This is a genomic window from Actinoplanes sp. 13, from assembly GCF_056134165.1.
The window spans coordinates 23,934-46,892 of record NZ_JBVYOQ010000012.1 but is presented as its reverse complement, the minus strand read 5'-3'; the positions used below and the strand labels follow the sequence as shown (position 1 = coordinate 46,892).

Annotated in this window: 20 protein-coding genes; 1 reads left to right on the top strand and 19 read right to left on the bottom strand. The window is 69.0% G+C overall.

Annotated features, from left to right (window positions below; genetic code table 11):
* Positions 1-128: 128 nt before the first annotated feature.
* The gene (locus AC0NH5_RS23090; RefSeq protein WP_474407245.1) at positions 129-1,370 is read left to right on the top strand and encodes an MFS transporter; all 1,242 of its coding nucleotides are present in this window, start codon (positions 129-131) and stop codon (positions 1,368-1,370) included.
* On the opposite strand, the gene AC0NH5_RS23085 is transcribed toward AC0NH5_RS23090, so the two are convergent.
* From AC0NH5_RS23085 to mqnC, 19 genes are all read right to left on the bottom strand, one after another.
* Complete coding sequence (locus AC0NH5_RS23085; RefSeq protein WP_474407600.1) at positions 1,335-2,294, bottom strand: polyprenyl synthetase family protein; 960 nt, start codon at positions 2,292-2,294, stop codon at positions 1,335-1,337. The genes AC0NH5_RS23090 and AC0NH5_RS23085 overlap by 36 nt on opposite strands.
* 415 nt (positions 2,295-2,709) lie before the next feature.
* Positions 2,710-4,248, bottom strand: coding sequence for an NADH-quinone oxidoreductase subunit NuoN (gene nuoN / locus AC0NH5_RS23080; protein ID WP_474407243.1), 1,539 nt, complete (start codon positions 4,246-4,248; stop codon positions 2,710-2,712).
* Positions 4,249-4,250: 2 nt separating this feature from the next.
* Positions 4,251-5,789: an NADH-quinone oxidoreductase subunit M gene (locus AC0NH5_RS23075; RefSeq protein ID WP_474407241.1), complete on the bottom strand. Its 1,539-nt coding sequence runs from the start codon at positions 5,787-5,789 to the stop codon at positions 4,251-4,253.
* The gene (gene nuoL, locus AC0NH5_RS23070; protein WP_474407239.1) at positions 5,786-7,717 is read right to left on the bottom strand and encodes an NADH-quinone oxidoreductase subunit L; all 1,932 of its coding nucleotides are present in this window, start codon (positions 7,715-7,717) and stop codon (positions 5,786-5,788) included. The genes AC0NH5_RS23075 and nuoL overlap by 4 nt, the downstream gene beginning before the upstream one ends.
* A gap of 11 nt (positions 7,718-7,728) precedes the next feature.
* Positions 7,729-8,028: an NADH-quinone oxidoreductase subunit NuoK gene (gene nuoK / locus AC0NH5_RS23065; RefSeq protein ID WP_474407237.1), complete on the bottom strand. Its 300-nt coding sequence runs from the start codon at positions 8,026-8,028 to the stop codon at positions 7,729-7,731.
* Positions 8,025-8,795 (bottom strand): NADH-quinone oxidoreductase subunit J, encoded by a 771-nt coding sequence (locus tag AC0NH5_RS23060; RefSeq protein ID WP_474407236.1) that lies wholly within the window; start codon positions 8,793-8,795, stop codon positions 8,025-8,027. The genes nuoK and AC0NH5_RS23060 overlap by 4 nt, the downstream gene beginning before the upstream one ends.
* Positions 8,792-9,427: an NADH-quinone oxidoreductase subunit NuoI gene (gene nuoI, locus AC0NH5_RS23055; protein ID WP_474407235.1), complete on the bottom strand. Its 636-nt coding sequence runs from the start codon at positions 9,425-9,427 to the stop codon at positions 8,792-8,794. Before nuoI ends, AC0NH5_RS23060 begins: the two co-directional genes overlap by 4 nt.
* A gap of 1 nt (position 9,428) precedes the next feature.
* A complete protein-coding gene (nuoH, locus tag AC0NH5_RS23050) occupies positions 9,429-10,799 on the bottom strand; it encodes an NADH-quinone oxidoreductase subunit NuoH (protein ID WP_474407233.1) in 1,371 nt (456 codons plus the stop codon).
* Positions 10,796-13,294 (bottom strand): NADH-quinone oxidoreductase subunit G, encoded by a 2,499-nt coding sequence (locus AC0NH5_RS23045; protein ID WP_474407230.1) that lies wholly within the window; start codon positions 13,292-13,294, stop codon positions 10,796-10,798. Before AC0NH5_RS23045 ends, nuoH begins: the two co-directional genes overlap by 4 nt.
* On the bottom strand, positions 13,294-14,610 hold the full coding sequence (gene nuoF / locus AC0NH5_RS23040) for an NADH-quinone oxidoreductase subunit NuoF (RefSeq protein ID WP_474407228.1): 1,317 nt from the start codon (positions 14,608-14,610) through the stop codon (positions 13,294-13,296). Before nuoF ends, AC0NH5_RS23045 begins: the two co-directional genes overlap by 1 nt.
* Positions 14,607-15,734 (bottom strand): NADH-quinone oxidoreductase subunit NuoE, encoded by a 1,128-nt coding sequence (gene nuoE / locus AC0NH5_RS23035; protein ID WP_474407226.1) that lies wholly within the window; start codon positions 15,732-15,734, stop codon positions 14,607-14,609. The genes nuoF and nuoE overlap by 4 nt, the downstream gene beginning before the upstream one ends.
* A complete protein-coding gene (locus AC0NH5_RS23030) occupies positions 15,734-17,059 on the bottom strand; it encodes an NADH-quinone oxidoreductase subunit D (RefSeq protein ID WP_474407224.1) in 1,326 nt (441 codons plus the stop codon). Before AC0NH5_RS23030 ends, nuoE begins: the two co-directional genes overlap by 1 nt.
* Positions 17,056-17,775 (bottom strand): NADH-quinone oxidoreductase subunit C, encoded by a 720-nt coding sequence (locus tag AC0NH5_RS23025; protein WP_474407222.1) that lies wholly within the window; start codon positions 17,773-17,775, stop codon positions 17,056-17,058. Before AC0NH5_RS23025 ends, AC0NH5_RS23030 begins: the two co-directional genes overlap by 4 nt.
* Positions 17,772-18,443 (bottom strand): NuoB/complex I 20 kDa subunit family protein, encoded by a 672-nt coding sequence (locus AC0NH5_RS23020; protein WP_474407220.1) that lies wholly within the window; start codon positions 18,441-18,443, stop codon positions 17,772-17,774. The genes AC0NH5_RS23025 and AC0NH5_RS23020 overlap by 4 nt, the downstream gene beginning before the upstream one ends.
* A 6-nt stretch (positions 18,444-18,449) precedes the next feature.
* Positions 18,450-18,815, bottom strand: coding sequence for an NADH-quinone oxidoreductase subunit A (locus AC0NH5_RS23015; RefSeq protein ID WP_474407218.1), 366 nt, complete (start codon positions 18,813-18,815; stop codon positions 18,450-18,452).
* An 84-nt stretch (positions 18,816-18,899) separates the two neighbouring features.
* Positions 18,900-20,195, bottom strand: a complete 1,296-nt coding sequence (locus AC0NH5_RS23010; protein WP_474407216.1) for a geranylgeranyl reductase family protein — start codon at positions 20,193-20,195, stop codon at positions 18,900-18,902.
* 117 nt (positions 20,196-20,312) lie between these two features.
* Positions 20,313-20,573, bottom strand: a complete 261-nt coding sequence (locus AC0NH5_RS23005) for a hypothetical protein (RefSeq protein ID WP_474407214.1) — start codon at positions 20,571-20,573, stop codon at positions 20,313-20,315.
* A gap of 48 nt (positions 20,574-20,621) precedes the next feature.
* On the bottom strand, positions 20,622-21,317 hold the full coding sequence (locus tag AC0NH5_RS23000) for a demethylmenaquinone methyltransferase (RefSeq protein WP_474407211.1): 696 nt from the start codon (positions 21,315-21,317) through the stop codon (positions 20,622-20,624).
* Between the two features lie 315 nt (positions 21,318-21,632).
* Complete coding sequence (mqnC, locus tag AC0NH5_RS22995) at positions 21,633-22,916, bottom strand: cyclic dehypoxanthinyl futalosine synthase (protein WP_474407209.1); 1,284 nt, start codon at positions 22,914-22,916, stop codon at positions 21,633-21,635.
* Positions 22,917-22,959: the final 43 nt, after the last annotated feature.

Genomic DNA, 22,959 nt, shown 5'->3' with positions numbered 1-22,959 from the left:
CACCATATGAAGAAACGTTCGTAGACGGAATGCCAAAAGCATGTGGATCACGATCGATTTACACAGCCGGTGTGATCAATGGAACTGTCCGCAGCCGTCCGGCCGGGCGATCGCTTAGTCTGCGTTCAATGCCAGAGCTCCGAAATCAGCCGGTTGTAACCGGTTTCACCAGCGTCGATGCTCGACGGGCGACAATCGGGGCGCTCGCGTCGACCATTGCTGTTTCGATACCGGTCTTCCTGATCGGCGGCCTGGCCGTGCAGATCGGTGACGAGCTCGACTTCTCCCCGGCCGGGCTCGGACTCGCCGTCTCCGCCTACTTCGGAGCGAGCGCCCTGGCCGCCATACCGGCCGGCGCTCTGGTCGAACGTCACGGACCGACGTTCATCGCCCGCCTCGGCATCGTCCTCGCCGTGGCCGCGCTGATCGGCGTCGCCGTCGCCGCCCACTCGCTGTGGGCGCTGATGGCCATCCTGGTCCTCGGCGCCGCCGCCAACGCGATGACCCAGCTCGCCAGCAACACCAGCCTGTCCCGGCACGTGCCGGTGCGCCGGCAAGGACTGACCTTCGGCATCAAGCAGGCCGCCATCCCGATCTCCACACTGCTCGCCGGGGCGGCGGTCCCGGTGCTGGGGCTCACCGTCGGCTGGCGATGGGCGTTCGTGCTGGCCGGCGTACTCGCCTTGGCCGTCATCCCGCTCATCCCGGCCGAGGAACGGCAGCCGAAGAGGCGGCGGGAGGCGGGACAGGCCACCGGCGCGCTGATCGTCATCGGTCTCGCCGGCACGTTCGCGGCCGGTTCAGCAAACGCGCTCGGCACGTTCGTGGTCGCCTCCGCGGTGGACCACGGCATCGCGCCGGGGCCCGCCGGCCTCGCGCTCACCCTCGGCGGTGCCGTCTGCATGCTGGCCCGGATCGGCGGCGGCTGGCAGGCCGACCTGCGCCCCGGCAAGCAGGTCGGATTGATCGCCGCCCTGCTCGCCTGTGGGGCGGTCGGGCTCGCGCTGCTCGCGGTGCCCGGTGCGGTGACGCTCATCCTCGGCGTCGTGCTCGGATTCGGGTTCGGCTGGTCCTGGCCGGGCCTGCTCACCTTCGCGGTGGTCCGGCTGCACCCGCAGGCACCCGCGGCGGCGACCTCCATCACGCAGACCGGCATCTATGCCGGTGGCTGCCTGGGACCGCTCGGGCTGGGCGCGCTGGCCGACGCCGTGGGTTACCCCACCATGTGGATCACGGGTGCGGGCGCGATGGTCACCGCGGCGGTGCTGATGCTGCTCGGCAGCCGGTTGCTGCGCCGCCACGCAGCGAAGGGCTCCCGGCCGCGGACGGAACGCTCAGCCCGTACGATCGGCAATGAAATCGCAGAGTGACTCCATCGCCCGCCGCGCCTCCCCCTGAGGGAGCGGCGCCAGCCGCGACCGGGCATCCTCCGCATAGGTCCGCACCGTCTCCCGGGCCCGCTTCATCGCGGCCGACTCGCGCAGCAGGGTGAGCGCCTCGGCGTGCAACGCGTCGTCGGTGATCGGCCCGGCCGAGAGCAGCTCACGCAACCGCAGCGCGGAGGCGTCGGTGTCATCGCCGGCCAGCGCGTAGAGCACCGGCAGGGTCGGCACACCCTCGCGCAGATCAGTTCCGGGCGTCTTGCCGGACTGGACCGACTCGGAGGCGATGTCCAACAGGTCGTCGGAGAGCTGGAACGCGATGCCGATGGTCTCGCCGTAACCCGCCAGCGCCTCCACGTGCTCCGGCTCGGCGCCCGAGAAGAGCCCGCCGAACCGGGCCGCGGTCGCGATCAGCGAAGCCGTCTTCTCGGTGATGACGTGCAGGTGGTGCTCGATCGGGTCGGTGCCGCGCGGGCCCACCGTCTCGGCGATCTGCCCGTGCACCAGCCGCGCGAAGGTCTGCGCCTGCAGGTGCACAGCCTCGGTGCCGAGCGTGGCGGCCAGGTCGGCGGCCTGCGCGAACAGGTAGTCACCGACGAGAATCGCGACCGAGTTGCCCCAGCGGGCGTTCGCGCTCGGTGCGCCCCGCCGCACGGCGGCCTCGTCCATGACGTCGTCGTGGTAGAGCGTGGCCAGGTGCGTCAGCTCGACCACGTTGGCCGCGGCGATGATCTGCGGGGCCGCCGGATCGCCGAACTGGGCGCCGAGCGCGACGAGCAGCGGGCGGAACCGCTTGCCCCCGGCGTCGGCGAGATGGCGTGCGGCCTCCGCCACGAGAGGGTCGGCGCTGGCCACATGCCCGCGCAGCGCTTCCTCCACGGCGGCCAGCGTCGCGGTCACCGACGCGTCCATCGCGGGATCGACGTCGAGGCCCAGCGACGACAGCGTCAGATCACCGATGTTCACCACGCTTTCACGATGCCATACCGCCCATCCGGATCCAGTGCCAGGGTGGCACGCGACAAGATCGAAATCAGGCGACGGGGGTACGGGTGAAGCACAGTCCCGCAGGCTGTCGCCCTGGGCGGGCGCCGCCGTGGTCCCACCCAGTGGCCCATCTCACCCCCGCCGCCCGCAGCTGAACCCCACGTGTGGTGACTCAGGGTGCGCAGCGCACCTCAAGTCACCACGCTCGCTCGTGCAGCCCGTTGTGTGGGGGACCTCGGGTAGGCAGCGCGCCTTGAGTCACCACGCTCGGGGTGTGGGTGGGACGGCGAGAGCCCCGGCGGCTGCCGGGGCTCTCGGGGCTGATCAGTTTCGGCCGGACTTACCGGATGAACTGTGCCGCATCCTGCGTGAGGTCGATCAGCGGCGCCGGCGCCACGCCCAGCGCCACCGTCACGATCACGCCCAGGGCCAGCACCGTCGAGGTGAGGAAGCCCGGGATGGAGACCGCCGGCGTGGTCTCGCCCGGCTCGGAGAGCCACATCAGCACGACGACCCGCAGGTACGGGAACGCCAGCAGCATGCTGGTGATCACGCCGAAGATCACCAGCCAGGTCTGCCCGCCTTCCACGGCCGCGCCGAACACCGCGAACTTGCTGGTGAAGCCGCTGGTCAGCGGGATGCCGGCGAAGGCCAGCAGGATGAACGTGAAGACACCCGCGAGCAGCGGGCTCTTCCGGCCGATGCCGGCCCACCGGGACAGGTGGGTGGCCTCGCCGTCCGCGTCGCGCACCAGACTGATGATCGCGAAGGCCGCGAGCACCGAGAACCCGTACGCCACCAGGTAGAACATCGTGCTGCTCAGGCCCTCCGCGTTGAGCGCGAGCACGCCGACCATGAGATATCCGGCGTTCGCGATCGACGAGTAGGCCAGCAGGCGCTTCAGGTCGGTCTGGGTGACCGCCAGAACCGCGCCGATGAACATGGTGAGCACCGCGATCGCGCCGAGCACCGGCTGGAAGTCCCAGCGCACCCCCTCGAATGCCACGTAGAGCACCCGCAGCAGGGCGCCGAACGCGGCCACCTTGGTGCAGGCGGCCATGAACGCGGTCACCGGGGTCGGCGCACCCTGATAGACGTCCGGGGTCCAGACGTGGAACGGGGCGAGCGCCGCCTTGAAGAGCAGGCCGATCGCGAGCAGGCCGAAGCCGGCGTAGAGCAGCACCTGGCTCTTCTGCGGGTTGGCGACCGCGGCGTGCACCTCGTCGAGGTGGATGCCGCCGGCGAAGCCGTAGATGAAGGCCACACCGAACAGGAAGAAGGCGGAGGCGTACGACCCGAGCAGGAAGTACTTCAGCGCGGCCTCCTGGCTCAGCAGCCGCCGGCGGCGGGCCAGCGCGCAGAGCAGGTAGAGCGGCAGCGAGAAGACCTCGAGCGCGACGAACATGGTGAGCAGGTCGTTCGCCGCGACGAACAGGAGCATGCCGCCGAGCGCGAAGACGGTCAGCGGGTACACCTCGGTGGCGCCCGGCTGCCCGGCCGCCTGCTGCACGTCCTTCTTGGACCCGACCGTGATCGCGGCCTGCGAGACGAACGCGCCGCCCTTCTCGATCGTGCGTTCCCCGATCAGCAGCAGCGACACCCCACCGAGCACCAGGATCGCGCCCTGCAGGAACAGGGTCGGCCCGTCGACCGCCACCGCCTCGCCGATGGTCTTGAGGTGCTTGCCGCGCGCCATCACCACCGCGACGAACGAGGCGACGACCGCCAGCAGCGCGACCGTGAGCTGGACGACGTTGCGGATCTTCCGCGACAGCATCACCTCGAGGATGATCCCGAGGCAGGCCGCACCGAAGAGGATCAGGATGGGCAGCAGCGCCGCGTAGTCGATCGGGGGCAGCTGCAGTTTCAGCTCTTCCATGGCTAGCCGCCTGCCTTTCCATCAGCGACCACCGTCGGCGCCGGATCGGTCTTGCCGACGTCCTGCAGGGTCGCCTGCACCGCCGGGTTGATCACGTCGGTGACCGGCTTCGGATAGAAGCCGAGCACCAGCAGGAGGGCGATCAGCGGGGCGACCACGACCTTCTCCCGCAGGGTGATGTCCTTCGACATGGCCGGCACCTCGGCCAGCGCCGGGTTCAGGGTGCCCTGCGTGGTCCGCTGAATCATCCACAGCACGTACGCGGCGGCCAGGACGATGCCCACGGTGGCGATCACGGCGATCGGCTTGTTGGTGCTGAACGTGCCGATCAGCACCAGGAACTCGCTGACGAACGGCGCCGTGCCGGGCAGCGCCAGCGAGGCGAGACCGGCGAAGAACAGCACCCCGGCCAGGACCGGCACCAGTTTGCCCGCGCCGCCGAAGTCGCTGACCAGCGCGGAGCCGCGCCGGGCCACGAACATGCCGACCACGATGAACAGCAGGCCGGTGGCCAGGCCGTGGTTGACCATGTAGAGCACGGCGCCGGTCCCGGCCTGTGTGGTGAAGGCGAAGATGCCGATGCCGATGAAGCCGAAGTGGGCGATCGACGTGTACGACACCAGCCGCTTCAGGTCGTTCTGGCCGACCGCGAGCAGGGCGGCGTAGATGATGCCGATGACGGCGAGCACCATGGCCGCCGGCGCGAACCAGCGGGACGCCTCCGGGAAGATCGAGAGGCAGTATCGCAGGATGCCGAACGTGCCGACCTTGTCCATCACGCCGACCAGGAGCGCGGCCGCGCCGGCCGGAGCGGCCCCACCGGAGTCCGGCAGCCAGGTGTGGAACGGGAAGAACGGCGCCTTGATCGCGAACGCCACGAAGAAGCCTAGGAACAGCCACCGCGCGGTGTTCTGGTCGATCGAACCGGCCGCCTCGGTGAGCTTCGCGAAGTCGAACGTGTGACCGCCGTACACCCACAGCCCGATCACCGCGGCCAGCATGAAGAGGCCGCCGACCAGGCTGTAGAGGAAGAACTTGACGGCCGCGTACTGCTTCTGGCCGCTGCCGAACGACCCGATGATGAAGTACATCGGGATCAGCATGACCTCGAAGAACACGTAGAACAGGAAGATGTCCGCCGCGGCGAAGACCCCGATCATCGTGAACTCGAAGGACAGCAGCAGCGCGAAGTACGCCGGCGCGGACCGCTTGCTCTGATCGACGTCGTGCCAGGACGCCAGGATGACGACCGGGAACAGGATGGCGATCAGCATCAGCATCACCAGCGCGATGCCGTCGGCGGCGAAGGTGAACCGGGCGTCCCAGGTCGGGATCCAGGCGTACGACTCGTAGAACTGGAACCGCTCGCCGTCGATGGTGAACGCCAGCCACATCACGATGCTCAGCGCGAGCACCACGAGCGACCAGACCAGCGCCACCATCTTGGCCAGCTCGGCCTTGGCCCGCGGGATGAAGGCGACGACGCCGGCACCGACCAGCGGTAGGAGCGTCAGGACAGAAAGGAACGGGAAGTCGCTCAAGCGAACCACCCCATCTGGATCGCGAGGAAGGCGCCGACCACGAACATGGCGCCGGTGAGCATCGACAGGGCGTACGAGCGGACGAAGCCGGTCTGCAGTCGCCGGAGTCGACCGGAGCCGCCGCCGACGGCGGCCGCGATGCCGTTCACCGCGCCGTCGATGCCCCGGCCGTCGAGGTAGACCAGAGCGCGGGTGAGGTAGATGCCGGGCCGCTCGAACACCGCCTCGTTGAACGAGTCGGTGTAGAGGTTGCGCCGGGCCGCGGTGACGAGCACCCCGGCCGGCTGCGGCTCGGTGGCCGTGCCGTTGCGGAACAGCATCCAGGCCAGGCCCGCGCCGAGCACGGTGACCAGCAACGACAGGATGGTGACCACGGTGTGCGAGAGGACGCCGTGCGCCGCCTCGCCGCCCTCCTCGCCGAGGACCGGGGTCAGCCAGTCCGGCACGCTCGTGCTCATCAGGAAACCGGAGCCGACCGAGCCGATCGCCAGCAGGATGAGCGGGATGGTCATGATCGGCGGAGACTCGTGCGGGTGCTTGATGTCGTCGGTCCAGCGGGCCGGACCGTGGAAGGTCAGCACGAAGAGCCGGGTCATGTAGAACGCGGTCAGGCCCGCGCCGAGCAGGGCGGCCATGCCGAACACCCAGGCTTCCCAGGTCACGTCACGCTCGAAGGCGGCCGCGATGATCGGCTCCTTCGAGAAGTAACCGGAGAGCGGCGGGATGCCGATGATCGCCAGCCAGCCGGTGGCGAACGTGATCCAGGTGATCTTCATGTGCTTGGACAGCGCACCGAACCGGCGGATGTCGACCTGGTCGTGCATCCCGTGCATGACCGAGCCGGCCCCGAGGAACATGTTGGCCTTGAAGAAGCCGTGCGCCAGCAGGTGGACGATGGCCAGCGCGTACGCCCCACCGCCGAGACCGACGCCGAGGAACATGTAGCCGATCTGGCTCACCGTCGACCAGGCCAGCACCCGCTTGATGTCGTCCTTGGCCGCGCCGATGATGCAGCCGATCAGCAGGGTCAGCGCGCCGACGCTCACCACGATCAGCTGCAGCGTGGTGTTCGCCGAGAAGACCGGGTTGGACCGGGCGATCAGGTAGACGCCGGCGGTGACCATGGTCGCGGCGTGGATGAGCGCCGACACCGGGGTCGGGCCCTCCATGGCGTCCGGCAACCACGCCTGCAGCGGGAACTGACCGGACTTGCCGCACGCACCGAGCAGCAGCAGGATGCCCATCACCAGGATGGTCCCGGCGGCGAGCGTCGGGGCACCGGTGAAGACGTCGTCGTACTGGGTGCTGCCCAGCTCGGTGAACATCAGGAAGATGGCGATGGCCAGGCCGGCGTCGCCGACCCGGTTCATCAGGAACGCCTTCTTGCCGGCGGTGGCCGCCGACGGCCGGGTGTACCAGAAGGAGATCAGCAGGTACGACGCCAGGCCGACGCCCTCCCAGCCGAAGTAGAGCATCACGTAGTTGTTGCCCAGGACCAGCAGCAACATCGCCGAGACGAACAGGTTGAAGTAGGCGAAGAACTTCCGGCGTCCCGGGTCGTGCTCCATGTAGCCGACCGCGTACAGGTGGATCAGCGAGCCGACACCCGTGATCAGCAGGACGAAGACGCCGGACAGCGGGTCGAAGAGCAGACCGAAGTCGACGTTGAGCCCGCCGACCACGATGAATTCCCAGAGACTCAGCTCCGCCGAGCGCTGTTCGGCGTCGAGGCCGGCCAGGCTCGCGAAGAAGACGAGCCCCAGCACGAAAGAGGTGGCGACCGCGAGGACGCCGAGCCAGTGTCCCCACTTGTCGGCCCGTTTGCCGAGCAGCAGCAGGAGGGCCGCGCTGGCGAGGGGGATCGCCACGAGCAGCCAGATACTGCTCAACACTCCCGTCGCGGGGGCAAACTCCACACTTTGTTCCACGTGAAGGCCCTTCAGTACTTGAGGAGGTTCGCGTCGTCGACGCTCGCCGAGCGCCGCGTACGGAAGATCGACATGATGATGGCGAGGCCGACCACGACCTCGGCTGCCGCGACGACCATCACGAAGAACGAGATGATCTGGCCGTCCAGGCCGCCGTTGATCCGGCTGAAGGTGACGAGCGCGAGGTTCGCGGCGTTGAGCATGAGCTCGATGCACATGAACAGCACGATCGCGTTCCGCCGGATCAGCACGCCCGCCGCACCGATGGTGAACAGGACGGCCGACAGGATGAGGTAGTAGTCGGGAGTCACTTCTCGGTTCCCTTCGGAGCCGCCTCGGTGGCGGTCAACTCACGGACCGGGAGAATCGGCGAGATGGTGCGCTCGGCGCCGTTGCCGTCCGGCAGCCGGCCCGGCGCGGCCACCGACATCGTGTTCGCGTAGACGCCGGGGCCGGCCTTGGGGCCGGGGTAGTTGCCGGGAAGGAAGCGCTCCTTCATCCGGGTCACCTGGTCGACCTTCTCCTCCTTGGCCTTCGTCACGTGGGCCATGATCATGGCGCCGACCGCGGCCGTGATGAGCAGGGCCGAGGTGATCTCGAAGGCGAAGACGTATTGGGTGAACAGCAGCGCTGCCAGGCCCTGCACGTTGCCGTTCGCGTTCGCCTCGGTCAGGCCGACCACAGTGGTCACGTCGAGCGCGCGGGCCAGACCGGTGCCGATCAGCGCCGCGAAGCCGACGCCGAGGACGACTGCCGCCAGCCGCTGGCCGCGCAACGTCTCGATCAGCGAGTCCGAAGCGTCCCGGCCGACCAGCATCAGGACGAACAGGAACAGCATCATGATGGCGCCGGTGTAGACGATGATCTGCACGGCGCCGAGGAAGGGCGCCGCGTTGACCACGTAGATGAAGCCCAGGCACAGCATGGTCACGACCAGCCAGAGCGCGGAGTGCACCGCGTTGCGGGCGATGACCATGCCGAGCGCGCCGATCACCGCGAGCGGCCCGAGGATCCAGAAGGCGACCTGTTCGCCGGTGGAGACCTGGCTCGCCGCGGCCGCGAGGACGAGGTCGGTCATCGCGGTGCACCTTCTTTCCGGACTGTGCCGGCCGTCTCCGGCCGCTCGGCGTGCTCCTGCGGGTCGGCGGCGTCGTGCGTGCCGGCGTCCGCCCACGGTGCCCGCTCGGCGCCGGCCGACGTGCCCGGGTTGGTGAGGGCGCCGACGTAGTAGTCCTTGTCGGTCTCACCCAGGCGCATCGGGTGCGGCGGCTGCTCCATGCCGGGCAGCAGCGGCGCCAGGAGCTCCTTCTTCGTGAAGATCAGATCCTGACGGTTGTCACGAGCCAGCTCGTACTCGTTGCTCATGGTCAGCGAACGGGTCGGGCAGGCCTCGATGCAGAGCCCGCAGAAGATGCACCGGGCGTAGTTGATCTGGTAGATCTTCGCGTACCGCTCGCCCGGCGAGAACCGCTGCTCGTCGGTGTTGTCGCCGCCCTCGACGTAGATCGCGTCGGCCGGGCAGGCCCAGGCGCACAGCTCGCAGCCGATGCACTTCTCCAGGCCGTCCGGGTGCCGGTTGAGGATGTGCCGGCCGTGGTAGCGCGGCGCCGGCTTGGGCGGGGAGAACGGGTAGTCGGTCGTGATCACCTTGCGGAACATGTGCGCGAAGGTCACGCCGAAACCCTTGAAGGAGCCGGACAGGGTGCCCACGTCACACCTCCTTCGATTCGGAGTCGCCGCCGACGGTGGCCGGGGCGCGTTCTGCCACGGCTCGGCGGGCACGCGGGCTCGGCGGCACCTGGAGATCGAGCGGTGGCACCGGGAAACTGCCCGGTGGCCGCAGGGCCAGCTCGTCCTGCAAAGACATCTGCTGCGGCTTCTTCTTCGACGGCCAGCCCCAGGCGACAGCCAGGACGATCAGCGCGATGACGCCTGTGGAGATCCACCGGACGCCCTCGGAGAGCTCGCCGTTCTGGGCGACCTTGAAGTACGCCAGGAAGAGGATCCAGACCAGGTTGACCGGGATCAGGACCTTCCAGCCGAAGCGCATGAACTGGTCGTAGCGCATCCGGGGAAGCGTGGCCCGCAGCCAGATGAAGCCGAAGAGCAGCAGGAACACCTTGCCGAAGAACCAGATCAACGGCCAGTAGCCGGAGTTGGCGCCCTCCCAGACCGTGGTGATCGGCGCGGGCGCCCGCCAGCCGCCCAGGAACAGCGTCGTGCAGAACGCCGAGACGGTGATCATGTTGATGTACTCGGCGAGGAAGAAGAGCGCGAACTTGAACGACGAGTACTCGGTGTGGAAACCGCCGACCAGCTCGGACTCGGCCTCGGGCAGGTCGAACGGGGCCCGGTTGGTCTCACCGACAGCCGCGATCATGTAGACGATGAAGCTCGGCAGGAGCTGCACCGCGTACCAGCCGGGCGCGGTCACCTCGAAACCGAGAATGTTCACCGGGTTGCCGTCGGCCTGCGCCGCGACGATCTGCGAGGTGCTCATCGTGCCGGCGGTCATGAACACCGCCACGATGGACAGGCCCATCGCGACCTCGTACGAGATCATCTGCGCGCTGGACCGGAGGCCACCGAGCAGCGGGTACGTCGAGCCGGACGCCCAGCCGGCCAGCACCACGCCGTACACCGCCATCGACGAGCAGGCGAGCAGCACCAGCACCGAGACCGGCACGTCGGTGAGCTGCAGCGCCGTGCGCTGGCCGAACATGGTGACGACGCCGCCGAACGGGATGACCGCGAAGGCGGTGAAAGCCACCGTCGCCGAGATCACCGGAGCGATGAAGTAGACCACCTTGTCGGCGGTCTTCGGGATGATCTCCTCCTTGAACGGCAGCTTGAGGCCGTCGGTGAGGCTCTGCAACCAGCCGTTCGGGCCCACCTGGTTGGGGCCCGGGCGGACCGCCATCCGGGCCACGACCTTGCGCTCATAGTTGATCGTGAAGAGCGTCAGCAGCAGGAGGATGACGAAGAGGCCGACCAGCTTGATCAAGCTGATCCACCAGATGTCGTTCTCGAACGTCTCCAGCGTCGGATCGACGGCGTGCGCCGCCAGCAGCACCTCGTTCACTGCGCGACTCCCTCGGCGAGGATCGGGCCCGGTACGCCGGCGGTCAGCTTGACCACCGCACCGGCAGTGGTGCCGAGGCTGCGGCGCACCGTCGAGCCCGGCGAGTTGGTGGGCAGCCAGACCACCCGCGGCGGCAGGTCGGTGATCGCGGCGGGCAGCGAGATCGAGCCGCGGCCCGTGCTCACCGTGACCACGTCGCCGTCGACCACCGCCAGTTCCTCGGCGAGGTCCTTGCCGAGGCGGACCACCGAGGGACGGGCGGTGCCGGCGAGCACCTGGTCGCCGTCGAGCAGGGAGCCCAGGTCGACCAGGTGGTGCCAGGTGGCGAGCACGGCCTCGCGCTCGCCCGGCTTCGGCAGGTCGCCGGTCTTCGCGGTGGGCTGCGCGGGCCGCGCCGCGGTGCTCGCCGGCATGCCGGCCAGCTCGCGGCGGATCGTCTGCACGTCACCGGTGTTCAGGGTGATGTCGAGCAGCGCGGCGATCGCCTCCAGCACCCGGCCGTCGGTCATCGCGGTGCTGCTCAGCACCGCGTTGAACGACCGGAGCCGGCCCTCCCAGTCCATGTAGGTGCCGGCCTTCTCGACCGCCGGGGCGATCGGCAGCACCACGTCCGCGCGACGGGTCACCGCGCTCTGCCGCAGCTCGAGGCTGACCACGAACGGGACCTTGTCGAGCGCCTCCTCCGCCAGGCGGGGGTCGGTCAGGTCGGCCGGGTCCACGCCGCCGACCAGCAGCGCGCCCAGCGTCCCGTCGGCAGCCGACGCGATGATCCCGTCGATGTCCCGGCCCGCGGCGCCGGGCAGCGCGCCCGAGTCGATCCGCCAGGCCGCCGCGAGTTCCGCACGAGCCGCCGCGTCGGTGACCGGACGGCCGCCGGGCAGCAGGTTCGGCAGGCAACCGGCGTCGAGCGCGCCCCGGTCACCGGCTCGCCGGGGCACCCACGCGAGGCGGGCGCCGGTGCGGGCGGCCAGGGCGGCCGCGGCGCTGAGACCGCCCGGCACGGTGGCCAGCCGCTCGCCGACGATCAGCAGGGCGCCGGGCGCGCCGAGCGCGCCGGCCACTGCCGGGTCGGTGGTGAGCACCCGGGCCTCGTCGCCCGGGACGGCCGGGACGAGCGCGGCGCCGAGCTTCTCGAAGCCCCGGGAGAGGTACGGCGAGACGGCCGTCACCGTGAGCTTCTTCTTGGTGTGGCCCTTGCGCAGGCGCAGGAAGAGGATCGGGCACTCCTCCTCCGGCTCCAGCCCGACGATCACCACCGACGGCGCGTTCTCCACGTCGGCGTACGTGACCTCGGACGTCCCGGCAACCGCGGCGGCGAGGAAGTCCGCCTCCTCGGTGGTGGCGAGCGGCGTTCCGGCGGCTCGCACGGGACGGGCGCGGAAGTCGATGTCGTTGGTCCCGAGCACGGTCCGGGCGAACTTCGCGTACGCGTACGCGTCCTCCACCGTCAGCCGGCCGCCCGGAAGGACGCCCACGCCGCGGTCCCGGGCTGCCCGTAGTCCCTCGGCCGCCGCCAGCAGGGCCTCGCTCCAGGACGCCTCACGCAGGTTGCCGGTGGCCGCGTCGCGGATCAGCGGCGCGGTGAGCCGGTCGGTGGCGGTCGAGTACCGGAAGCCCCAGCGGCCCTTGTCGCAGTTCCACTCCTCGTTCACCGCCGGGTCGTCGCCGGCCAGGCGGCGCAGCACCTTCCCGCGGCGGTGGTCGGAGCGCTGGGCGCAACCGGCCGCACAGTGCTCGCAGGCGCTCGGCGTGGAGACCAGGTCGAACGGGCGGGCCCGGAACCGGTACTGCTCGCCGGTGAGCGCGCCCACCGGGCAGATCTGGATGGTGTTGCCGGAGAAGTACGAGTTGAACGGGACGTCGCCCTCGCCCTCGCCGACCTGACCGTCCCCGGTGCCCTCGCCGCCGAAGAAGTCGTCCCGGTAGACGTTGATCTGCTCGCCGGAGGAGCGGTCCATCAGGTCGATGAACTTGTCGCCGGCGATCTCCTCGGAGAACCGGGTGCAGCGCTGGCAGAGCACGCACCGCTCCCGGTCCAGCAGCACCTGGCTGGAGATGTGGATCGGCTTCTCGTACTCCCGCTTGTGCTCGTGGAAGCGGGAGTCGGCACGGCCGCTGCTCATCGCCTGGTTCTGCAGCGGGCACTCACCGCCCTTGTCGCAGGTAGGGCAGTCCAGCGGGTGGTTGATCAGGAGCAGCTCCATCACGCCGGCCTGCGCCTTGGCGGCCACCGGCGAGCTGAGCTGGGTCTTGACCACCATGCCGTCGGCGACCGTCTGGGTGCACGAGGCGACCGGCTTGCGCTGGCCCTCCACCTCGACCAGGCACTGGCGGCAGGCGCCGGCCGGCGCGAGCAGCGGGTGGTCGCAGAAACGCGGGATGGCGATGCCCATCCGCTCGGCGACCCGGATGACCAGCTCGCCCTTCTCGGCGGTCACCTCCACGCCGTCGATGGTGAGCGTGACCATGTCCGCCTTCTTGGCAACGTCAGTCATCAGTGCGCTCCAACCAGGGATTTCTCGGAGAGCCGCGGCGCCGTCCGCCCCTCGATGTAGCCGAGGTAGTCGTCCCGGAACCACTTCAGCGTCGACACGACCGGGGTGGCCGCGCCGTCGCCGAGACCGCAGAAGGAGCGGCCGAAGATGTTGTCCGCGGTGTCCTGCATGGTGTCCAGGTCCGCGTGGGTGCCCTGGCCGGAGAGGATCCGCCGGTAGGTGCGCACCAGCCAGTAGTTGCCCTCACGGCACGGGGTGCACTTGCCGCACGACTCGTGGTGGTAGAACTCCAGCCACCGCCACGTGTTGTAGACCGGGCAGTCCTGGTCCGAGAAGATCTGCATCGCCGTGGTGCCGAGGATCGACCCGGCCGCCGCGACCCCCTCGAAGTCCATCGGGGTGTCGAGGTGCTCGGCGGTGAGGATCGGCGTCGACGACCCGCCGGGCGTCCAGAACTTGAGGTTGTGCCCCGGCTGCATGCCCCCGGCCAGCTCGATCAGCTCGCGCAGGGTGATGCCGAGGCCGCACTCGTACTGGCCCGGGTTGGCGATCCGGCCGGAGAGCGAGTAGATCATCGGGCCGGACGACTTCTCGGTGCCCATGCTCTTCCACCAGTCCGCACCGCCCAGCACGATGTACGGCACGCTGGCGATGGTCCCGACGTTGTTGACCACGGTCGGGCTCGCGTACAGGCCGGCGATGGCCGGGAAGGGCGGGCGCAGCCGGGGCTGGCCGCGGAAGCCCTCCAGCGAGTCGAGCAGCGCGGTCTCCTCGCCGCAGATGTACGCCCCGGCGCCGCTGTGCACGACGAGATCCAGGTCGAATCCGGACTTGAGGATGTTCTTGCCGAGGTAGCCCTTGGCGTACGCCTCCTGCACGGCGTTGCGCAGCCGCCGTGCGGCGTGCACCGCCTCACCGCGGATGTAGATGAACGCCTTGTTCGCCCGGATCGCGTAGGAGGCGATGATCGCGCCCTCGATCAGCGAGTGCGGGTCGTACGTCATCAGCGGCAGGTCCTTGCAGGTGCCCGGCTCGCCCTCGTCCGCGTTGATCACGAGGTAGTGCGGCTTGCCGTCGCCCTGCGGGATGAAACCCCACTTCAGGCCGGTGGGGAAGCCGGCGCCACCACGACCGCGCAGCCCGGAGTCCTTGACCAGCTGGATCAGGTCGTCCGGGTGCACGTCGAGCGCCTTGCGGAGTGCGGCATAGCCGTCGAGCCGCTCGTAGACCCCGATCTGCCAGGCGTCCGGCGAGAGCCAGCGCTTGGTCAGGACGGGGGTGAGCTTCTGGAGGACCTCCGGCCGTGGCTGGGTCACTTCGCCTCCTCGGTGCCGCGCGTGCTGTCCCCGGCGGGTTTGCCGTCGCCGGCCGGCTCGTTGCCCTTGACCCCGGCCCGCTCGGCCGGGTTCGTGGGCGCCGGGGTGGTCGCCTGCGGGGTGCCCGGGGTGTCACCCGTCGGGTTGCGGGACTCCGCCGCGCGTACCTCCGGGTCCTTGACGTCTCCGGTGTCGGTGGTCCGCCCGGCGTGCCGGTGCTCGGTGACCTTCTCCGCCACCGCCCCGGCTGCTGCCTTCACCGCTCCCGCGGCCCTGCGAGCCACCGCGACCGCCCGGCTCGGAGCCGGCTTGTCGTCGGTGGCCTGCTGCTGCGGCAGCGCGTTGCCCTCACGGGCCGGCTTCGTCTTCGTGATCGGGCTGTCCGGGTCGAACCCGGCGACCGCGATGCCGTGCTCCTGCGCCAGCCGGACGCCGCGCAGTGTCGGCGCGCCGGCCACCCCGTCGGCGACCGCGCCGTCCCGCGGGTCCGCGAAGCCGGCGAGCTGGTACTGCATCTCCTTGAGCGAGCAGATCCGGGCGCCCCGGCTGGGCGTGGGCCGCTCGCCGTTGCGCAGGCTCTCCACCAGCTCGACCGCGGACGCCGGCGTGGCCTGGTCGACGGTGAAGTCGTAGTTGACCGTCACCACCGGGGCGTAGTCGCAGGCCGCCAGGCACTCGGCGTGCTCCAGCGTGATCTTGCCGTCGGCCGTGGTCTGGTCGTGCCCGACGCCGAGGTGCTCGCTCAGCTCGTCGTACACCTCCTGGCCGCCCAGCACGTTGCACAGGGTGTTGGTGCAGACGCTGACCAGGTACTCACCGGTGGGCCGGCGCTTGTACATCGTGTAGAAAGTCGCAACCGCGCCGACCTGGGCCTTGTTGATCCCCAGGATCTCGGCGCAGAACGCCACCCCGTTCGGGCTGACGTGCCCCTCCTCGGTCTGCACCAGGTGCAGCAGCGGGAGCAGGGCCGAACGCTCCCGGCCCGCCGGATAGCGGCGCAGGATCTCCAGCGCCGGTTCGAGCAGTTTCTCGGCGAGCGGCGCTGCTGCCGGGGAGAAATCAACTTCCTCGGCGGTCTGCAGTGCAGTGCGGCGAAGCCGCCCGGAAAGTTCAGTTTCGGACATCAGCGGTCACACCCACCCATCACGGGGTCCAGCGAGGCGCCGCCGGCGATCACGTCGGCCAGCAGCGCGCCCTCGGCCATCGCGGGGATGGCCTGGAGGTTGACGAAGCTCGGGTCGCGGTAGTGCACCCGGTACGGATGGGTCCCGCCGTCGGAGACCGCGTGTACGCCGAGCTCGCCACGCGGGTGCTCGATCCCGACATAAACTTGTCCGGGCGGAACCCGGAAGCCCTCGGTCACGAGCTTGAAGTGGTGGATCAGCGACTCCATCGACTGACCCATGATCTTGGCTACGTGCTCCAGGGAGTTCCCGAGCCCGTCGACACCGAGCGCGAGCTGCGCCGGCCAGGCGATCTTCTTGTCGGAGATCCAGATCGGGCCGGGCCGGAGCCGGTCCAGCGCCTGCTCGACGATCTTCAGGGACTCGCGGATCTCCGCCACCCGGACCAGGTAACGGCCCCAGACGTCGGCCGTCGTCGCGGTCGGCACGTCGAACTCGTACGTCTCGTAACCGCAGTACGGCATGGTCTTGCGCAGGTCCCACGGCAGGCCGGCCGAGCGGAGCACCGGCCCGGTGATGCCGAGCGACAGGCACCCGGTCACGTCCAGGACGGCCACACCCTGCGTGCGCTGCTGCCAGATGATCTGGCCGGACAGCATGGCCTCGTATTCCTTGAGCTTCTTCGGCATGTACTTCAGGAAGTCGCGGATCTTGCGGATCGCGGACTCCGGAACGTCCTGCGAGAGGCCGCCCGGCCGGATGTAGCCGTTGTTCATCCGCAGGCCGGAGGTCTCCTCGAAGATGTCGAGGATGTACTCCCGCTCGCGGAAGCCGTACAGCATCATCGAGATCGCGCCGAGCTCCATGCCGGTGGTGGCCAGCCAGACCAGGTGCGAGGCGATCCGCTGCAGTTCCATGAACATGACGCGGATCGTGGTGGTGCGCTCGGTGATCTGGTCCTCGATGCCGAGCAGCTTCTCCACCGCGAGGCAGTAACCGGCCTCGTTGAACATGTTGGAGAGGTAGTCCATGCGGGTCACGAACGTGACGCCCTGGGTCCAGTTGCGGTACTCGAGGTTCTTCTCGATCCCGGTGTGCAGGTAACCCACCACCGGTCGCACGTCGGTGACCGTCTCGCCCTCGAGCTCCAGCACCAGCCGGAGCACGCCGTGCGTGGACGGGTGCTGCGGGCCCATGTTGACGACGATCTTCTCGTTGCTGAGCGGATCGACGCTGGCGGTGAGCTGGTCCCAGTCACCACCGGTGACCGTGAAGACCCGGCCTTCGGTCGTCTCGCGCTCGCTCGCGTACTCGGATGTCGTCACTGGTACACCCTCCGCTGGTCCGGCGGCGGAATCTCGGCGCCCTTGTACTCGACGGGCACGCCGCCGAGGGGATAGTCCTTGCGCTGGGGATGGCCTTCCCAGTCGTCCGGCATCAGGATCCGGGTGAGGTTGGGATGGCCGGTGAAGACCACACCGAACATGTCGTAGATCTCCCGCTCCTGCCAGTCGGCAGTGGGGTAGACCTGCGTGACGCTCGGGACGGTGACGCCCTCCGGAACAGCGACCTCCAGGCGGACCCGCCGCCGGTACGTCATGGAGGTCAACTGGTACGACACGTGGAACCGGCGCTCGTCGGAGCCGAGGTAGTCGACCGCGTCCACCGACGAGCACAACTCGAAGCGCAACGATTCGTCGTCACGCATTACCTGGCACACCTCGGCGATACGCTCGGCACGGATGTGCAGTGTGAGCTCCGCCCTATCCACGACCACCATCTCGATGGCTTCGGAGAGGGCCGGATAAGCTTCTTCCAACGCGTCATAGACGTCATCGAAATACCCGCCGTACGGCCGTGGGCTGTCAAAAACAGCAGGTCGGGGGCGGACCAGGTGACCGAAGCCGGAGACGTCGCCGGTTCCTTTGACACCGAACATGCCCTTGTCCGGGCTGGGCGGTGTCTGCGCGGGAGCACCGATATGCGCACCGGCAGGTGCGGTAGTCGGAACAGCACCCTCAGTTCCGGGTTGAATTGTCATTTGTCCACCTCCCGCAAATGCGGCTGAAGCTTCATCCAGTTCTCGATCCGCAATTGCTCCTCGCGGCCTTCCTTGACGGCCTGGGTCCATTCCGCGCGGCGGGCCTTGTCAGCCCGGTACGACGACGGCATGGCGCCCGGCGCCACGTCCGGCACACGGCCGGCAGCAACGCGGGAGGCCAGCATCTTGCGCCCGTTCGGGCCGAGCGGCTGGGCCATCACCTTCTCGCGCATCTTGAGGATGGCGTCGATCAGCATCTCCGGCCGGGGCGGACAGCCCGGCAGGTAGACGTCGACCGGGATGATGTGGTCCACGCCCTGGACGATGGCGTAGTTGTTGAACATGCCGCCGGACGAGGCGCAGACGCCCATCGAGATCACCGAGCGGGGTTCGGGCATCTGGTCGTAGATCTGGCGCACCACCGGGGCCATCTTCTGGCTCACCCGCCCGGCCACGATCATCAGGTCGGCCTGACGGGGCGAGGCCCGGAAGACCTCCATGCCCCAGCGGCCGAGGTCGTAGTGCGGACCGCCGGCGGCCATCATCTCGATGGCGCAGCAGGCCAGGCCGAAGGTGGCGCCCCAGAACGACGACTTCCGGGCCCAGTTGGACAGTGCCTCCACGCTCGTCAGCAGGATGCCGGACGGGAGTTTCTCCTCGATTCCCATGTCACATCAGTCCCAGTTGAGGCCGCCACGCCGCCACACGTACGCGTAGGCGATGAAGACGGTGAGGATGAACAGGACCATCTCCACGAACCCGAACAGGCCGAGTGCGTCGAAGGACACGGCCCAGGGGTACAGGAAGATGGTCTCGATGTCGAAGATGATGAAGAGCATCGCGGTCAGGTAGAACTTGACCGGGAATCGACCGCCCCCGATCGGCTGCGGCGCGGGCTCGATGCCGCATTCGTAAGCCTCTAGTTTGGCCCGGTTGTAACGCTTGGGCCCGACGATCGGCGCGACCGACACCGAGAACAACGCGAATAGGGCGCCGAGGACCAGCAACCCGACGATCGGGACATAAGGGTTGACCGTCATGCTCACTCCCGTACGACTGTTAGCCGCTTCACACTAGTTACTGTGCTTCTGTAGTCCTTTGGCCGGGGTGCCCTGGTTCGACTCCTAGACCGCGGGTGCCACCTTGGTCAGGCCGTTGATGATGCGATCCATGGCGTCACCACCCCGAGGGTCGGTGAGGTTGGCCAGGAGCTTGAGGACGAACTTCATCAACAGCGGCTGGGGCATGCCGTACTTCGTCGCCAGCCGCATGATCTGCGGGTTGCCGATCAGCTTCACGAATATCCCGCCGATCCGGTAATAACCACCGAATCGCAGAGCGAGCTCGGCGGGGTAGGCCTGCAGGGCCTTCTCCCGCGCCGGGCCGGTCGGGCGGGCCAGCGCCTGCACGGCCACCTCGGCGGCCAGCTCGCCGGACTCCATCGCGTACGCGATACCCTCGCCGTTCATCGGGTTGACCATGCCGCCCGAGTCGCCGACCAGCATCATGCCGCGGGTGTAGTGCGGGACCCGGTTGAAGCCCATCGGCAGGGCCGCGCCGAGCGTCGGGCCCTCCGCGTTGGCCTCGTCGCGCAGCCCCCAGTCCGCCGGGGTGCTGCCGAGCCAGTCGGTCAGCAGGTTGCGGTAGTTCGTCTTGCCGAACGCGTCGGACGAGTTCAGGATGCCGAGCCCCACGTTCACCCGGCCGTCGCCGAGCCCGAAGATCCACCCGTAGCCCGGGAGGAGCCGGGCCGGGTCCTGCGCGCTGCGCAGCTCCAGCCAGGACTCCAGGAAGTTGTCGTCGGCGCGGACCGGGGAGCGGTAGTAACGGCGGACCGCGACACCGAGCGGGCGGTCGTCGCGCTTGGCCAGCCCGAGGGCGAGCGGGATCTTGCCGGACACGCCGTCCGCGGAGATCACCAGCGGCGCCCGGAACTCCACCGGCTCCTTCTCCGGGCCGACCTTGGCCTGGACGCCGATCACGTAACCGTCCTGGTCGAGCACCGGCCCGGTGACGTTCACGCCGGTGCGCAGCAGCGCGCCCACCTCGGTGGCGCGCCGGGCCAGCATGTCGTCGAAGTCGAGCCGGGTGCGCACCAGCCCGTAGTTCGGGAAGCTCGCGAGGTCCGGCCAGTCCAGCTCCAGCCGGACCCCACCGCCGATCACGCGCAGACCGCGGTTGTGCAGCCAGCCCGCCTTCTCGGAGGTGTCCACGCCCATCCTGATCAGCTGGCGGACCGCCCGGGGCGTGAGACCGTCACCGCACACTTTCTCGCGCGGGAACTCGGTCTTCTCCAGCAGCAGGACACGCACGCCGTGACGGGCCAGGTGATAGGCCGCGGCGGATCCACCGGGGCCCGCTCCGACCACGATGACGTCCGCCTCGTCGGCGACAGTCGTATCGACTCCGTAGTCACTCACGGCACACCTCCCGTCTTCGCGATGCTCGTGAATTAGTTCACAAGCATCCCTCGATCGGAGTGTAGGCCGACAATCGAAGATCTTTGCGCTTAGGATCCCCTAACTGTTTCCTGATGCCTATCTTGCCTGCTCAGGGGCTTGCAGAACGCGGTCTGCAACCCCGAGCGCGGGACCGTCGAGGTGCTCACGGATGGTGCCGCCCATCGCCCGGTCGAGAGCCACGATCAGCTCTTCCACCAGGTCCTGAGCGAGCAGCGGGTCCTGCGCGGCGACCATTCGGAGCCGGGTGGCCAGTTCGGTGGCGCGCCGCTCGCCGGCCTCACCCTCGTCGATCGCGATGTCGATGTCGGTGTCCTCGAGATGCCCGATCTTCGTCATAAAACGAGCTAAACAGCACCTCTAAGGCGTGTACGCCGAATGCCGGATTTACACCCGGGTGGCGCGGTGCAGGGTCGCGATGCCGCCGGTGAGGTTGCGCCAGCCGACCCGGTCCCACCCGCCGGAGCCGGCGATCCGCGCCGCCAGGCCCGCCTGATCCGGCCAGGCCCGGATCGACTCGGCCAGATAGACGTACGCCTCCGGGTTGCTGGAGACGGTCCGGGCCACCACCGGCAGGGACCGCATGACGTACGACATGTAGAGCGTGCGGAACGCCCCGTTGGTCGGGTGGCTGAACTCGCACACGACGAGCCGCCCGCCCGGCCGCGTCACCCGGGCGAACTCACGCAGCGCAGCGGCGGTGTCGACCACATTGCGCAACGCGAAGGAGATGGTCACCGCGTCGAAGGTCTCGTCCGCGAACGGCAGCGCCAACGCGTCGCCGGCCAGCAGCGGCACGTCCGCCCGGACCCGGCGACCGGCCCGCAGCATGCCCACCGACAGGTCGGCCCCGACCGCGAACGCGCCCGACCGGCCCAGCTCCTCGGTGGAGATCCCGGTGCCGGCGCCCACGTCCAGGACCCGCTCCCCCGGCCGCAACGCCAGCGCGGCCCGCGTGGCACGGCGCCAGCCCCGGTCCTGACCGAAGGAGAGCACGGTGTTGGTGAGGTCGTAGCGCTCGGCCACGCCGTCGAACATCTCGGCGACCTCGTGCGGCTGCTTGTCCAGATCTGCGCGCGTCACGGCATCCACTCTGCCACCCCGGCCGGAAGCGCCGGACAGGCCCTGAGAACAGCGCGGGCGGGATGGTCACCCATCCCGCCCGCGCCTTGTGCGTTATATATACGACCGCCATCGGTCGGGTCCGAACTCCCGTCACCGACGCTGACCGCGGCGGGCGACGACTAAGTGTTTCCATTGCCGTACGCAGGCAACGTAACCAGCCGGAACCGGCCGGGACAGTCAACTGGCGGGCTCGTTACGAAGGAGCAACCCAGCCTCACCGGTCCGACGAGCCGAACCTGGCCGAACGGCGGAATGTCACCCCCCGAAAGGGGGTTAGTTCACTTCCACCAGTGGCAGCTGGGTGCGACCCGCGCCACCACCGGGGATGGCGATCGAGGAGAAGTGCGAGACGACCCGCTCGTCCGTCGGGTCCTCCGCCGCGGTGCGGTGCACGGCCAGATGCTTGTACCAGGTGTCGCGCTGGGCGGGGATCCGGTCCGCGGTGCGGATCATCGAGATCAGCTCCTGCAGGTTGGACCGGTGCCGTGCGCCGGCCGAGGAGATGACGTTCTCCTCCAGCATGATCGACCCGAGGTCGTCCACACCCATGTGCAGCGAGAGCTGGCCGATGTCCTTGCCCGTGGTCAGCCAGGACGCCTGCAGGTGCGCGACGTTGTCGAAGAACAACCGGGAGACCGCGATGAACCGGAGATATTCCATCGTGGTGGCCTGGGTGCGGCCCTTCAGGTGGTTGTTCTCCGGCTGGTACGTCCACGGGATGAAGGCGCGGAAGCCCCCTCCAACCGCCCCGCCCGCCACCCCTGAACGGACTGAAGGCTGCGCTTGGTGCGACTGCTCGACAGCGACGTCGGAGTAACCGTTCGCCACCGCCAGGTCCTGCACGTCACGGATCATGCGGATGTGCTCGATCCGCTCCGCGTTCGTCTCGCCGGTGCCCATCATCATGGTCGCGGTCGAGGAGAGCCCGTTGCGGTGCGCCACCGCCATCACCTCGAGCCAGCGCTCGCCGCTCTCCTTGAGCGGGGCGATCGCCTTGCGCGGCCGCTCGGGCAGCATCTCGGCGCCGGCGCCGGCGATCGAGTCCAGCCCGGCCGCCTTGATCCGCAGGACCGCCTCCTCGATCGAGACGCCGGAGACCTTGGCCATGTGCAGGATCTCGCTCGGGCCGATCGAGTGGATGGCGAGCTGCGGGTACGCCGTCTTCACCGAGGAGAACAGGTCCTCGTAGTACTCCACCCCGAACTCCGGGTGGTGACCGCCCTGGAGCATCACCTGGGTGGCGCCCAGATCCACCGCCTCGCCGCACCGGTGCAGGATCTCGTCGGTGGCGTGGACCCAGCCCTCCTTGTGCTTGGGTGCCCGGAAGAAGGCGCAGAACTTGCACGCCGTCACACACACGTTGGTGTAGTTGATGTTCCGGTCGATCAGGTAGGTGACGATCCCGTCCGGATAGCGGCGGCGCCGGACCGCGTCGGCCGCCTCGCCCAGCGCGTGGAACGGGGCCTGCGTGTAGAGCAGCAGCGCCTCCTCCGGCGTGATCCGTCCGCCGTCGGCGCCGCGCTGCAGGATGCTGTCGATCTCCGGGTTCGCCGTCACGACCAGAAGCGTACGTCCATTCGACGACCGTCGTCAGCGGCGC

What these genes read in the sequence shown, in the direction of transcription:
- AC0NH5_RS23005 (WP_474407214.1), bottom strand. Translation starts at nt 20,573, where the DNA reads ATGACGAAGATCGGGCATCTCGAGGACACCGACATCGACATCGCGATC.
- AC0NH5_RS23060 (WP_474407236.1), bottom strand. Translation starts at nt 8,795, where the DNA reads ATGACCGACCTCGTCCTCGCGGCCGCGGCGAGCCAGGTCTCCACCGGC.
- AC0NH5_RS23045 (WP_474407230.1), bottom strand. Translation starts at nt 13,294, where the DNA reads ATGACTGACGTTGCCAAGAAGGCGGACATGGTCACGCTCACCATCGAC.
- AC0NH5_RS23090 (WP_474407245.1), top strand. Translation starts at nt 129, where the DNA reads ATGCCAGAGCTCCGAAATCAGCCGGTTGTAACCGGTTTCACCAGCGTC.
- AC0NH5_RS23020 (WP_474407220.1), bottom strand. Translation starts at nt 18,443, where the DNA reads ATGGGAATCGAGGAGAAACTCCCGTCCGGCATCCTGCTGACGAGCGTG.
- AC0NH5_RS23015 (WP_474407218.1), bottom strand. Translation starts at nt 18,815, where the DNA reads ATGACGGTCAACCCTTATGTCCCGATCGTCGGGTTGCTGGTCCTCGGC.
- AC0NH5_RS23085 (WP_474407600.1), bottom strand. Translation starts at nt 2,294, where the DNA reads ATGGACGCGTCGGTGACCGCGACGCTGGCCGCCGTGGAGGAAGCGCTG.
- AC0NH5_RS23025 (WP_474407222.1), bottom strand. Translation starts at nt 17,775, where the DNA reads ATGACAATTCAACCCGGAACTGAGGGTGCTGTTCCGACTACCGCACCT.
- nuoE (WP_474407226.1), bottom strand. Translation starts at nt 15,734, where the DNA reads ATGTCCGAAACTGAACTTTCCGGGCGGCTTCGCCGCACTGCACTGCAG.
- nuoN (WP_474407243.1), bottom strand. Translation starts at nt 4,248, where the DNA reads ATGGAAGAGCTGAAACTGCAGCTGCCCCCGATCGACTACGCGGCGCTG.